We start from the raw sequence: 11,873 nt of genomic DNA, 5'->3' as shown, positions 1-11,873 counted from the left end.
GTCAGTGCACCGTGTGCCGAAGCACGTCGTTGATCTTCGGCATCAGGCTCTCCGCGCGAGCGCGCACCGCGCCTGGTTCGGCGTGGAATATCTGGCAAAGCGAGGCAAGGACCGGACCAGCGAGGTCGGAAGCGGCGTGTGCCTGGTCCTCGGTGCTGGCCGAGGGCGTCATCAGGCGCAGGAAACAAGCCGCGATTGCGGCAACGTTGTCGATTTCGTCGGACATGCTCACTCCGGGCTCCGGGGAAGTGCTACACGCAGCTGGCCGGATCCAGGTGTCCCCTGGGGAGCTACCCCGGGGTTAGCGTGTGGCGGGTCGAACAAGGGGCGTTGCACCGGGTGCCTGGGCTGCGCCAGCGCGGTCGCGGCGGCAACGAGTTCTTCAGGGGTGGCGACGCGCTCGGCCGTGGACACGCATTCGCGCAGGTGCGCGAGCAGGCGTTCGGCGCGGGGCGTGCCGGGTTTCATCAGCCAGCGTTCCGGATGGGCACTACGTTGCCCGCCTGCTCGTCCGGAAGCGCGGCGATGAGCTGGGCCTCGACGCCGGCAAGGCTCGCCTGGAGTGTGTTAATCCGAAGCAGCGCCGGCTTGATGAAAGGCAAGTCGCGCTCGTCGATCGTCCCGTCGGCGACGATGGGCGCCATGGATTCTGCGTAGGCAGCCGTTGCCGCAAGGGTGTCACTGAATGCCGCAAGCCCTTCGTGCGCACCGCGGGCACGGGTGGCGAGAAGGCCGTGACGGCTCGCCAGCATGCCGAGCGCCTCTTCCTGGAATTCGCCAGGCAGGGCCGCCACCCACGCGTCCTCAAGGTCCGACGGGAATGTCAGCACCACGCCCTTGATGTACCGGTCCACGGTCTGGCGGTTTGCCTTTTGGGCGGCTGTGATCTGCGCGATGTCGCCCACCATCGGGCGGAACGGAACGCGCTGGTACGCCGCAGGCACGGTGGCGAGGTAGATCTCGGCCACGCGATCAGCGAAACCCACCACACCCTCGCGCGTGGCAAGCACGGCGCGGCTGGTGATCTCCATCAGGGCGGCTGGGCGGGAGAGGTGAGGATTGGACTTCATGCGGTGCGTCTCATTGATTGCGACACTTGCGCCATGGACATCACGACGCATCGGATAGGCGGGGCTCCCCTCGTGGCAAAATCCAACTGCCACGCCAAACTCAGCTCACGAGAGGAACCCCATGGAAGTCTTCGAACGTTTGCTCGCTCGACAGATGGCGGCCGAAGCTGCCATCGCTGCGCTGATCAGCAGTCACCCGGACCCGGACTTGTTTCGGGAGCGCCTTCGGGCGGCCGCGGTCTCGCTCTCCGCGACAGCCATGACCGGATCGCAGCCATCAGGGATGCAAACCGCTTTCGACGAGAAGATCGCGGCGTTTCTTCGGATCGCAGGCGAGCTGCCTGGCTGAACACGTGCGCCCAGTCACGGCCCTGCGCTTCGCACTCTTTTCGCAAGGCGTGTGAGCGAATCGGGTCGCCGGGCGACATGCTCGGGACGCTCCGCAACGACACGGCGGCGCCAGCGGAGCGCATCAGAGTGTCAGGGCTCACGATCTCCAACCCGTCCAGGAAGACGCGATCACCCGAGATGGTGAACCGCAGCGGCGCTCTTCCTTCCTCACGGCTGCGAGATCGCGTCCTGGTGTGCCTGCGACCGAGCCACGCGCCCGCGTGGTACGAAAGCAGAGCCAGCAGACCGGTGGCTAGTCCGAGGACGAAGATCGCGATTTTCCCTGGGGACATGTCAGGCCACCTTCCCGGCCATATTGGTGTGATAGGCGAGGCCCTGCGCGGGGTAAGCTGGGTGCGCCAGCAAGCCAGCTACCACCGCGAGGGCCTCATGAAACTGGATAGGGATATGCAGCGCAGCATTTTGGAGAAGGCCGCAGCGGCGTTTCCTGCGCGCATCACTTGGGATGAAGGAGACTTTCCCGGTGTCGCCGACGATGACCTCATCGGAAACCTTCGGTACCTCGAGCAGCACGGGCTGATCGACGCCGGGCTGGCACACAGCTACGACGGCTGGCACCAGTCCATAGGCACCGAGATCACCGCGGATGGCTTCGACTTCCTTGAAGGCGATGGCGGCCTTGGCGCCATTCTTGGCGTCGTGACGATCAGGCTTCATGAGGACACCCTGAAAGACCTGATAGCGGCGCGGATTCAGGAAGCCCCGCTAGAGCCCGCTGATAAGAAGAAATGGTCCGATGCGCTTCGAGCGCTTCCTTCCGACGCCACAAAACACCTGGCGATGAAACTCGTGGACCTCGGGCTGTCTCATGGGCAGGACGCACTGCGACTGCTTGAAAAATGGTTCGGCCAGCCGTGAGCCTCTCGAACACGAGGAAGCCGGCGGCTTCGCCCAGGTACAACTCGAAGCAGTCGACGTCGCCGTCGACCTCGCAGAACGTGCCTCGCGGCGCGATGGTCAGGCACCTGATCGCCAAGCCGGTCATATCAGCCTCGCTCCCCTACCATCGCCGGGGTGCCGAAGACGTCGGGGCGGAGGTCGTACCGCGTCACAATGCCGTTGGTCGCTCGCTCGATCGCGATGCACCGCTCAGCCGGGACGCGGTTTCGCATGCGCCAGCCGCTGATGGACGGCGACTTGATCGCCAGGATGGACGCCAGCTTTTCCTGGCCGCCGACAATCTCGATGACGCGATCGATGGGATGCATGCTCATGGGCGTGGATTTAGCCACGAGCTAATCCCTAACGTCAAGTCCGCAACTAAACTCTATGGGTTAGCTGATAGCTAAGATATGCGCATGGATATCAGCCGCATTCGCCACATCAACCTGCACTGGCTCCTGAAGGAGCTGGAGGCCAGAGGCATCACGCGCGCGAAGGACCAGGCCTTGGCTCTTGGGCCGATGAGCGCCTCGTTCCTCAGCCAGCTGAAAGGCGGCAAAAAAATGGGGGATGACGTGGCACGGAAGCTGGAGGCAGCAACCGGCAAGGGCCATGGCTGGATGGACCGGCCACAGTGGGACGAGCTCACGGTGGGACCGATTCAACCAGTCTCACAATCTGATGCGACGCCTGTCCATATTCCCCGCTCGGCCTTTCGGAGGGTGCCTGTCGTGGGTACGGCGAGCTTGGGGATGGATGGATACTGGACGGACCTCGAGTACCCGGTCGGGCACGGGGATGGCTACTTTGAGTTCCCGACCACGGACAAGGACGCCTACGTCCTCCAGGTCCGCGGCGGATCCATGCACCCTGCCATCCGATCTGGCTGGTACGTCGTCATCGAGCCGAACAAGACGCCCCAGATGGGCGAGTTCGTCATGGTGAAGCTGGCCGATGGCCGCAGCACCGTGAAGGAGTTCCTGTGGCACCGGGACGGCGAGTACGTGCTGAACGCGATCGCCAACAACGAGCGCCTGGTAGTCGACGAAGCGGACATCGACGTGATCCACCATGTGGGTGGCATCCTTCCGCCCAGTGGTCGCCAAGGCTGAGACTCAAGTAAATGTGGTAGGCGCCGAAAAAGTTGGGCGGCGCCGTCGCGCGCACTCAATCCGAGGTCTAGGGGGAATGGATGGCTGAAGAGCCGGATGAGACTAAGCTTGGTATCACGACAGAACAGCTGAACGCCGTTTTTGACCGCTTGGCAGGGTCGAAGGCATGTCCTGTGTGCCTAACTGACGACTGGTGGGCCCACTACGGTGACGACTGGACCACAAGCCTTCCGTATACGCGGCCTAGCGGAGACCTTGGATTCAAAGGATTACCTTTGGTTTCCATACTTTGCAAGAATTGCGGCTACGTGAGGCAGCACACCTTGTCGGCCATAAAAAAACTCATTGAGGAAGGACGTTCATGAGCGTAAGTCCCTTCCCGCCACGGCCGAACCGCGGCGAGCCCCTTGCGGGCGATGGCGGTCCGCCCCATGATGGGTATATGGAAGCGAGAGTCGCTAAACTTGAAGCCGTCGCGGAGCATATGCGGGAAGACGTTCGCGACATCAAAGCCGACCTTCGGTCGATTCGCGACAACGCACGCACGGATTTTCGACTGCTTTTTGGGGCTCTGATCACGGTCGCCCTGGGTCTTGCTGCGCTCATGGCGCACGGGTTCAAGTGGCTTTAAACGAATTCCGATAGTTCTTTAAAGCCCGCTCCGGCGGGCTTTTTTATGCCTGTTCGAGCACTTGGCCCAGCTGCACCAGCATGACCGGGTCGGCGTACTCGCCGGTGTCGATGTCCGCGGTCTGTGCGAAGGCGATCACGCCTGCGCACCGCACCCCCAGACGCTCTGCCCTGTCCCGCGCCTGGCTCTCGGTCGCGCAGGTGACCGGCGGCATCGCCTTCAGCGCCCCGCGCTTCCCTGCCTCGAAGCCCTGCACTACGTAGATCGTCTCGTTCATCGCCATAGCCTCCCCGTTAAGCCATCGAGTATGGGTCGCCGCTGTCTCAAGGGCCGAGAACCTCCGGGCTAAAATATTTAGCTGATAGCTATTGACAGGGATTTAGTCCGTGGCTAATCTCTCTTCCACGCCGGACGCCCCAGCTAGGGAGAGGACCATGCACACCGAGTTCGTTTCCAAGACCAATCCGATGTTCGGGCTTTGCCTCCAGGCGAAGTCGCTGACCGGGCTGATGAACCAGTTCGTGACGGATGTCGAGGCCGATCAGCTGCCGCCCGAGGTCATTGCTGCCGCGCACGCTGCCTACCAAGCCGTGAAGAGCGTCGACCTCTTGCTGGCCGACCATGCTGCGGCCAAGGCCCATGCGCTTCACCACTACAGCCATATGGCCGAGAAGGCCGCACGGGCCCCCTCCCCCTTCATTGAAGGCCTGAGGGCTCTATCCGCGGACATGGGTGAAGCAATGGCCAGCATTCCCCGCCCCGCTGCCATCGACGCCTTCCATTCACCGTTGCCGCCGAAATCGCCGGCACCCGTCGCTCGACTGGTCCGCATCGACGAGGGTCCGAAGGCATGAACGCCGAAATCCTCGACACGACCAAGGAGCGCCGAAGCTCTTGGTGCGGCTCCCCCATGGACTCCGGTCGGATCGTCTATGCGGGCTTCGCAACCAAGGCCGAATTCGACCTGCTTTCTTCGGCCGAAAGGGTTGGCGAGTGGGCGGCATGCAAGACCACCACGCTCCTCAGGAACGACGGGAACCAGTGGGAGCGGCGTTGCCACAGCAAGGTAGTGGGTAGCTACGGCGCCGATGAGGTGACCGTCATCTTCCAGTGGTGGGATGAGCGCGTTGCCGGGAGCGAAGCATGAGCACCGAGACGCAGAAGGTGGATGCCGTCCGCAGTCTCCGCTACTTGATCGCTACGGAGCTGCTCCTCGCTCGCCACGCGATCCGTCGTGCGCGGCGCCACGAATTTCGTGCCAGCACAGGCCTCAGTGAGAACCCGCAGGCAGCGCTCAAGGTCGCCGCTGGATATAAGCGCGATGCCGCCGGAAGCCGATCAGCCGTGGCTCGCCTGCGCGCCGACCTTGCCCGCGTCGGGGGTGCCGCATGAGCACGGTTCCCGAGCGCGTTGGCGAGCTGTACCACGCTCTGGATTGCTGCAACTGCGGCGTCGAAGGCCCGCGTGGTGCGACCTACGGTGAGTGCGAGCGGCGCGCGGGCGAGGCTGGTTGGGTGATTGGCCTCGATCCGGACACCGAGAATGCGGACGCCAACTTTGCTTGCGCCGCCTGCGCGGATGTTCTGATCAATCCGCTGCCCCTCGTTCCCGCACGAGGTGTCGCATGAGCCGCCTCACGATCCGCGAGCGCCAGGCGCTCCGTTACGCCGTGACGAAACATGCTGGCGATCGCGAGGTGCGCGACCAGCGCGCCGCCGAGCAGCTGCGCCACGCCTCGTCGTCCACCCCGACGCTGCAGCGCTGGTTTGAGGAACGCGGCGGCTGGCTCGTCGTCTTCCTGCTGATCGGCGCCGCCGTCTCCCTCACCGCCTGCGGCGAGTGGCGCGCGCGGCCGGACCTCAAGGTTTCCACCCTCACCCAGTCCAGCGCGGCGTGCGTGCGCGGCCACAAGACCGAGCAGGTCGGAACGATGGGCCTCTACGGCACGCCAGTGGTCGTGGTCACCGCCGAGCGGTGCGAGGTGAAGCCGTGAGCCGCCTCGAGCAGCGCATGCAGCGCGCCCTGCTGTGGTGGATGTCCGCGCCGTGCGACGAGCGTGCTGCCGTCGTGCTCCTCGTCGCGCCCATCGTCATCGCCCTTTTCCTCGCCGCCTGCCTCCCGCCTCCCTCCCCTCCCGGGCGGTAGCAGGTCCACCCCGAGCCCGGCGGGCTGTCCGGGCACCTCTTCCAACCCATGGCGCATCGCGCCCCAGGAGTCACACCATGACGACCGACGTCGCCAGCACCACCCGTGTTCTGTCGTTCCGCGGCGATGCCGCACTCAAGGCTGTGCATGTCGCACAGGCCGAGCATCACGCCGCGGCGGACATGCTGTCCGCCGGAACGTATGGCGAAGGGAGCGGTGCGCGCTTCCGCGGCTGCTCGGTGGGCTGCTTCGCTCACGACATCGATCCCACGACGGATGCGAACTGGCATGAGGTCGTCGCCGAAGCGCGCGGCTTGCCCGAATGGCTGATTCGCCTACAGGACTCGATGTTCGAAGGCTTGCCGCAGGAAGACCGTTCGACGTTCCACGTCGACCTGGCCAAGCGTATCCCCGTGGGCGCCGACCTGGAGCCCGTACAGCACTGGATCGCCATGGCGCGCATCGATCGCATGATCGAAGAGCTGAAGCCCGCGCTCGAGGCGAAGCACGGGCACGGAGTCCACGAGGCCATCGAGCAGGTGGTCGCAGCCCTGGTGGTCGGTAAGCGTGCCCATGAGGCGGCAGCTGGCGGGAACGAATGTGATTTGTCGGCGGCGCGGTCGGCGGCGCGGTCGGCGGCGCGGTCGGCGGCGGAGTCGGCGGCGGAGTCGGCGGCGGCGCGGTCGGCGGCGCGGTCGGCGGAGTCGGCGGCGTGGTCGGCGGCGCGGTCGGCGGAGTCGGCGGCGTGGTCGGCGGCGCGGTCGGCGGCGCGGTCGGCGGCGGAGTCGGCGGCGGAGTCGGCGGCGGCGTGGTCGGCGGCGCGGTCGGCGGAGTCGGCGGCGTGGTCGGCGGCGCGGTCGGCGGAGTCGGCGGCGTGGTCGGCGGCGCGGTCGGCGGAGTCGGCGGCGTGGTCGGCGGCGCGGTCGGCGGCGCGGTCGGCGGCGGAGTCGGCGGCGTGGTGCGATGAAAGGGACGCTCTCTTCGCGGCGCTCGATCGTGCTGCAGTCGAGGCTCTGGTCTGATGTCGCGAGGAATCAACAAGGTCATCCTGGTCGGCAACCTCGGCCAGGACCCGGATCTTCGCTACACGGGCGGTGGCACGGCGGTGGCCACCCTGAGCATCGCCACGTCCGAGCAGTGGACCGACAAGCAGTCGGGCGAGAAGCAGGAGCGCACCGAATGGCACCGCGTGAAGCTGTTCGGCAAGATCGCCGAGGTCGCGGGCGAATACCTGAAGACGGGCCGCCAGGTCTACATCGAGGGATCGCTGCGCCACGACAAGTACACCGACCGCGAAGGCATCGAACGATACACCGCCGACGTCATCGCGAGCGAGCTTCAGATGCTCGGCGGACAGTCCGGACCGCGCGCGGGCGACAGCTACGCCGATTCCCGGTACGGCGGCGGAGAGCGCACCAACGGGCGCACCGGGTCGCGCACCAGCAAGGGTCGCGCACAGCAGAACTTCGAACAGCATCGGAGCCACGACACGCCGCCTCAGAGCGCAGGTGTCCCGGCGAGCGAGTCCTTCGAAGGCGACGACATCCCCTTTTGATCGATGAGCCGGGTTCGCCCGGCAAGGAATTCCCATGCCCTTCGTAACGGTGAAGGTTGAGATTGACGCCAGTGAGGTGATCGACCAGCTCGATGAGGACGACCTTTCGGGACTTGGCCTCGTGGACGTCCAGACGCTGGATGCCGACCCCGAGGCGACCGACTGGCAGCCAATCGCCGACGCGCTCCGCCGTGCCGACTTCCGCCGTGCCGAAGAGCTGATGACCGAAGCCGCCCGCGTGTCGGGCGTGGACCTCCCTCCCTTTGCCGTGGCGCGCGTCGCCTGAGGATCGCCATGTTCTTCCGCAACCTCACTCTCTTCCGCTTCTCGCCGGCCGTGGCCGACGACCTCGAACGCCTGGACGACGTGCTGCCCAAGCACCGCATGCGCCCGGTCGGTCCGATGGAGCTCTCGACGACCGGATTCGTGTCGCCCCTCGGACGTAACGAGGACGCGCTGACGCATAGCTTGTTCGGCGTCGTCATGGTGGCCGTCGGCGGCGAGACGAAGCTCCTGCCCTCGGCCGTGGTGAACGACGAGCTCGCCAACCGCGTGCAGAAGATCGCCGAGACCGAAGGGCGGAAGGTCAGCAGCCGGGAGCGGAAGCGCATCAAGGACGACGTCCTTAACGAGCTGCTGCCGCGCGCCTTCGTCAGGGGTTCACGCACCCGTGCTTACGCGGACGTGGTGGCCGGCTGGTTGATTATCGACACCAGCTCGCGAAAGGCGGCCGAGGATGTGCTGACGGAGCTGCGCGGCGCCCTTGGCAGCTTCCCCGCCGTGCCGCTCGCGCCGGAGGAATCGCCGCGCATCCTGCTCACGCACTGGGTGTCGTCAGGCAAGCTTCCGAAGGGCTTCGAGCTGGGCGACGAGATCGAGCTGCGCGACCCGGCTACGGCCTCCGGCGCGATCGCCCGGTGCCGCCGGCAGGACCTGGACACCGACGAGGTGCGCGAGCACCTGCGCACCGGCAAGCAGGTCTTCAAGATCGGCCTAGTGTTCGAGGACCGCATCAGCTTTGTGCTGAGCGAGGCCCTCGTCCTTACGAAGGTGCGTTTCACCGACGTGGTGCTGGACGAGCAGCCGGACTCCCCCGAATCCGCGGCAGCCGAGGCCGACGCGAATTTGGCGATCATGACCGGCGAGTACGCGCGCCTGCTCTCGAAGCTGGCCGACGTTTTCAAGCTGCCGAGGCCCGAGTGATGGCCGCCACCGTCTTTCTCAGCAGCCGCGACCATGACCGTGACGTCGCGATCGCCAAGGCCCGCGCCAGCCAGTCGGCCAAGGAGGTGGGCGAGCAGTTCGACCTGGAGCCGTCCTCGGTGCGGAAGATCATTCGCCGCGTGAAGCGGGAAAAGGCGTGGGAGCTGTCGCTCGTCCGCGCCGGCGAGAAGCCCGTCGCCCTGGGCACGTTCGTGACCGATAAGGGCTTCACCGCTGCCGCGGTCGGTGCATATCGCCACTGCGGCATGCGCGGACTTGAGCTTCCCGGTTGGCGCGTGGTCGCCGCAGATGGCAGCTGCAACACCCTCGAAACCCTTCGCAAGATCATCCAGAGGACGGACGTCGATGGCTGACGGAAACAGCACCGGTTACTTCGACTTCGGCCACGAACTGGTCGTCGACTTCTTCGCGGGCGGCGGTGGCGCCAGCCTGGGCATCACGGACGGATATCGCGCGCCGGACATAGCCGTGAACCATAACCCGGTCGCGATTGCTGTGCATCGCGCGAACCACCCCGAGTCCACGACGAAGCACTACACGACCGACGTGTTCGAACTTGACCCCATCGACGTCACCGGTGGTCGTCCTGTCGGCATCTTCTGGGCGTCACCAGACTGCCGGCACTTCAGCAAGGCGAAGGGCAAGGCACCGCGGTCTAAGCGCGTGCGCGGCCTCGCCTGGGTCGTCATCCGCTGGGCTGCGAAATCGCGCCCGCGCCTGATCTTCCTCGAGAACGTCGAAGAGTTTCAGAAGTGGGGGCCGATCGACGACGCCGGGCGTCCCATCAAAGAACACGAGGGTCGTACCTTCCAGGCTTTCAAGCTCGCGCTTTCGACCGGCATCCCCAGCGGGCACCCCGACCTCCCGGAGATCCTCGCCGCTATCCCCGACGTCACCGAAGCGCAGCTCGTGCGGGGCCTCGGCTATCGCGTTGAGTTCCGCGAGGAGCGCGCCTACGTCCAGGGAGCCCCGACCATCCGCAAGCGTCTTTACATGGTCGCCCGAGCCGACGGAGAGCCCATAAAGTGGTTCACGAAGTCGCACGGCAAGCCGACCGATCCGGCCGTGCTCGCTGGGCTGGCTAAGCCGTGGCGGACGGCGGCCGATTGCGTCGACTTTTCGATCCCGTGCCCGTCGGTGCATGACCGCAAGAAGCGCTTGGCCGAAAATACCGAGCGGCGCATCGCGTACGGCATGGAGCGTCATGTGTTCGACGCCGAGCATCCGTTCATCGTGCCCATGCGCGGAACCAGCGCCAGCCATACGTCCACCCACGGCACGGACGTTCCGCTCTCTACCGTGACCGGCGGTGGCACCCACCACGGCCTGGTCGTTCCCGTGCTGACCGAATGCGCCAACGCGAGCAGCCCGCGTGTTTTCTCTGTCGGCGAGCCGCTCCGCACGCAATGTGCCCAGGTGAAGGGCGGCCACTTCGCGCTCATGGCCGCTACGCTGATGCACCTCACGCACCACGGCGACGGACACATCGCACCGCTCGACGGGCCGCTTGCGACGGTGACCGGCGCGAACCGCGGCGAGCAGGCGCTTATCGGCGCCACGCTTATTCAGACCGGCTACGGGGAGCGCGAAGGCCAGGACCCGCGCGTGCCTGGCCTCGGTAAGCCGCTCGGCACTGTTGTGGCCGGTGGCGTCAAGCACGGGGTCGTGCAGGCATCCGGGGTCGAGGCAGCATTCATGCTCCAGGCTAGCGGCGGCCCGAACGGCAACAAGTCGATCGGTCACGACGCGCGCACGCCGGTCAGCACCATCACCGGCACAGGGAGCCACCAGCAGGTGGTGACCGCTTACCTGATGAAATTCTACAAAACGGGCGGCTCGTCGGACCTCAATGAGCCGATGCACACCCTTCCGACGAAAGATCGGATGGCCGTTGTCCAGACGATTTCGATCCCGCGTGGAGCCCTTACGGAAGATCAGTGGCGGAAGGCGCAGCTGACGGCGAGGTTCCTCGCGCATTACCTGCCACACCGGTTCCCGCCCATCGAGGGCGACGCGCTCACGATCATCATCCTGGGCGACCACGTGCTGGTGGACATCGGCCTCCGGATGCTCACCCCACGCGAACTGGCGCGCGCCATGGGCGTCCCGGACTGGTACGTCATCGAACGCGGGCTCTTTGAGACCGCCCCCGGTTCCGGGATCTTCGTCTGGAAGAAAATCAGCAAAACCGACCAGGTGAGGCTGATCGGAAACATGGTCTGCAAGGACATGGCCGAGGATCTCGTGCGCGAAAACGCCGCCGAACTGCGGTTCATCGACCGGCGGGTGGCCGCATGACCGTCTCCTACCCCACCATCAGCCACGCCGAGTTCGAGAAGGCGCTGACCCGGGCATGCCTGCGCTCGGCTGCGCTGCACGCGAGCTCGGACCCGCTGCGCGCTGGCGACCGGACCGCTGTCCAGTACGGCGCGCTGCTGAAGGACATCGCCGACGAGGCAGACCTGTCGGTGCCGCAGACGCGGCGCAGGCTCCAGGCGCTGCAGCTGGACGGCAAGGTGATCCGCGACGATCGCCGCGGCGGTAGCACGGCCTGGTGGCTCGTGGGCCTGGCCGATGCGCAACGCCCGGTCGTGCCGGCGGCTGTCGCCGCTGTTGCGCCGCCCGTCCGTCAGGCCTTTACGGCACCGGCCGCCGCACGCCAACACTGGAGCGACATCCTCGGCGTGCCGCGCGACTGCTCCACCAGCGAAGCCCGCACGGCCTTCCAGTCAGCCGTGGCGGCGCTCGACGAGGCCGACCCGGACTATCCCAACCAGGTGCGTCGCGTGAAAGAGGCCATCAGCGCCTGCTGCCGCGAACACGAAATCCAGATCGAGGAGTGA

General features: G+C 66.0%; 20 protein-coding genes. 16 read left to right on the top strand and 4 right to left on the bottom strand.

The window, feature by feature from the left end:
- Position 1: 1 nt before the first annotated feature.
- Positions 2 to 226: a hypothetical protein gene (locus tag L2Y94_RS05605; RefSeq protein WP_247373638.1), complete on the bottom strand. Its 225-nt coding sequence runs from the start codon at positions 224 to 226 to the stop codon at positions 2 to 4.
- Between the two features lie 241 nt (positions 227 to 467).
- The gene (locus L2Y94_RS05600) at positions 468 to 1,070 is read right to left on the bottom strand and encodes a hypothetical protein (protein WP_247373636.1); all 603 of its coding nucleotides are present in this window, start codon (positions 1,068 to 1,070) and stop codon (positions 468 to 470) included.
- A 121-nt stretch (positions 1,071 to 1,191) separates the two neighbouring features.
- On the opposite strand from L2Y94_RS05600, the gene L2Y94_RS05595 reads away from it, so the two are divergent.
- Together L2Y94_RS05595 and L2Y94_RS05590 are read left to right on the top strand one after the other, a co-directional pair.
- Complete coding sequence (locus tag L2Y94_RS05595; RefSeq protein WP_247373634.1) at positions 1,192 to 1,419, top strand: hypothetical protein; 228 nt, start codon at positions 1,192 to 1,194, stop codon at positions 1,417 to 1,419.
- A gap of 332 nt (positions 1,420 to 1,751) precedes the next feature.
- Positions 1,752 to 2,339: a DUF2513 domain-containing protein gene (locus tag L2Y94_RS05590; RefSeq protein ID WP_247373632.1), complete on the top strand. Its 588-nt coding sequence runs from the start codon at positions 1,752 to 1,754 to the stop codon at positions 2,337 to 2,339.
- Positions 2,340 to 2,467: 128 nt separating this feature from the next.
- Here the strand turns inward: L2Y94_RS05590 and L2Y94_RS05585 are convergent, their stop codons facing one another.
- Positions 2,468 to 2,689: a transcriptional regulator gene (locus tag L2Y94_RS05585; RefSeq protein WP_247373630.1), complete on the bottom strand. Its 222-nt coding sequence runs from the start codon at positions 2,687 to 2,689 to the stop codon at positions 2,468 to 2,470.
- Between the two features lie 90 nt (positions 2,690 to 2,779).
- Between L2Y94_RS05585 and L2Y94_RS05580 the strand changes: the two genes are divergently transcribed.
- Positions 2,780 to 3,475: a S24 family peptidase gene (locus L2Y94_RS05580; RefSeq protein ID WP_247373629.1), complete on the top strand. Its 696-nt coding sequence runs from the start codon at positions 2,780 to 2,782 to the stop codon at positions 3,473 to 3,475.
- Positions 3,476 to 4,149: 674 nt separating this feature from the next.
- Here L2Y94_RS05580 and L2Y94_RS05575 read toward each other — a convergent pair.
- Positions 4,150 to 4,383 carry a hypothetical protein gene (locus L2Y94_RS05575; RefSeq protein ID WP_247373627.1) on the bottom strand — a complete coding sequence of 78 codons (234 nt, stop codon included), beginning with the start codon at positions 4,381 to 4,383 and terminating at the stop codon, positions 4,150 to 4,152.
- A 157-nt stretch (positions 4,384 to 4,540) separates the two neighbouring features.
- On the opposite strand from L2Y94_RS05575, the gene L2Y94_RS05570 reads away from it, so the two are divergent.
- From L2Y94_RS05570 to L2Y94_RS05510, 13 genes are all read left to right on the top strand, one after another.
- A complete protein-coding gene (locus L2Y94_RS05570) occupies positions 4,541 to 4,960 on the top strand; it encodes a hypothetical protein (protein WP_247373626.1) in 420 nt (139 codons plus the stop codon).
- The gene (locus tag L2Y94_RS05565; RefSeq protein WP_247373625.1) at positions 4,957 to 5,253 is read left to right on the top strand and encodes a hypothetical protein; all 297 of its coding nucleotides are present in this window, start codon (positions 4,957 to 4,959) and stop codon (positions 5,251 to 5,253) included. The genes L2Y94_RS05570 and L2Y94_RS05565 overlap by 4 nt, the downstream gene beginning before the upstream one ends.
- The gene (locus L2Y94_RS05560) at positions 5,250 to 5,498 is read left to right on the top strand and encodes a hypothetical protein (RefSeq protein ID WP_247373624.1); all 249 of its coding nucleotides are present in this window, start codon (positions 5,250 to 5,252) and stop codon (positions 5,496 to 5,498) included. The genes L2Y94_RS05565 and L2Y94_RS05560 overlap by 4 nt, the downstream gene beginning before the upstream one ends.
- Entirely contained in the window at positions 5,495 to 5,734 is a 240-nt protein-coding gene (locus tag L2Y94_RS05555; protein WP_247373623.1) for a hypothetical protein, read from the top strand. Before L2Y94_RS05560 ends, L2Y94_RS05555 begins: the two co-directional genes overlap by 4 nt.
- A complete protein-coding gene (locus L2Y94_RS05550; protein ID WP_247373622.1) occupies positions 5,731 to 6,099 on the top strand; it encodes a hypothetical protein in 369 nt (122 codons plus the stop codon). Before L2Y94_RS05555 ends, L2Y94_RS05550 begins: the two co-directional genes overlap by 4 nt.
- Positions 6,096 to 6,251: a hypothetical protein gene (locus L2Y94_RS05545; protein ID WP_247373621.1), complete on the top strand. Its 156-nt coding sequence runs from the start codon at positions 6,096 to 6,098 to the stop codon at positions 6,249 to 6,251. Before L2Y94_RS05550 ends, L2Y94_RS05545 begins: the two co-directional genes overlap by 4 nt.
- A 77-nt stretch (positions 6,252 to 6,328) precedes the next feature.
- Positions 6,329 to 7,273, top strand: a complete 945-nt coding sequence (locus tag L2Y94_RS05540) for a hypothetical protein (RefSeq protein ID WP_247373620.1) — start codon at positions 6,329 to 6,331, stop codon at positions 7,271 to 7,273.
- Positions 7,273 to 7,806 carry a single-stranded DNA-binding protein gene (gene ssb / locus L2Y94_RS05535; RefSeq protein ID WP_283248520.1) on the top strand — a complete coding sequence of 178 codons (534 nt, stop codon included), beginning with the start codon at positions 7,273 to 7,275 and terminating at the stop codon, positions 7,804 to 7,806. Before L2Y94_RS05540 ends, ssb begins: the two co-directional genes overlap by 1 nt.
- Before the next feature lie 34 nt (positions 7,807 to 7,840).
- On the top strand, positions 7,841 to 8,092 hold the full coding sequence (locus tag L2Y94_RS05530) for a hypothetical protein (RefSeq protein WP_247373619.1): 252 nt from the start codon (positions 7,841 to 7,843) through the stop codon (positions 8,090 to 8,092).
- Positions 8,093 to 8,100: 8 nt separating this feature from the next.
- On the top strand, positions 8,101 to 9,009 hold the full coding sequence (locus L2Y94_RS05525; RefSeq protein WP_247373618.1) for a recombination-associated protein RdgC: 909 nt from the start codon (positions 8,101 to 8,103) through the stop codon (positions 9,007 to 9,009).
- The gene (locus L2Y94_RS05520) at positions 9,009 to 9,383 is read left to right on the top strand and encodes a hypothetical protein (RefSeq protein ID WP_247373617.1); all 375 of its coding nucleotides are present in this window, start codon (positions 9,009 to 9,011) and stop codon (positions 9,381 to 9,383) included. The genes L2Y94_RS05525 and L2Y94_RS05520 overlap by 1 nt, the downstream gene beginning before the upstream one ends.
- Positions 9,376 to 11,328 (top strand): DNA cytosine methyltransferase, encoded by a 1,953-nt coding sequence (locus L2Y94_RS05515; protein ID WP_247373616.1) that lies wholly within the window; start codon positions 9,376 to 9,378, stop codon positions 11,326 to 11,328. The genes L2Y94_RS05520 and L2Y94_RS05515 overlap by 8 nt, the downstream gene beginning before the upstream one ends.
- A complete protein-coding gene (locus tag L2Y94_RS05510) occupies positions 11,325 to 11,873 on the top strand; it encodes a hypothetical protein (protein WP_247373615.1) in 549 nt (182 codons plus the stop codon). Before L2Y94_RS05515 ends, L2Y94_RS05510 begins: the two co-directional genes overlap by 4 nt.

This window comes from Luteibacter aegosomatis, assembly GCF_023078455.1.
GTDB lineage: Bacteria > Pseudomonadota > Gammaproteobacteria > Xanthomonadales > Rhodanobacteraceae > Luteibacter > Luteibacter aegosomatis.
The sequence above is the reverse complement of the archived record's forward strand: the minus strand, read 5'-3'. Positions and strand labels throughout refer to the sequence as shown.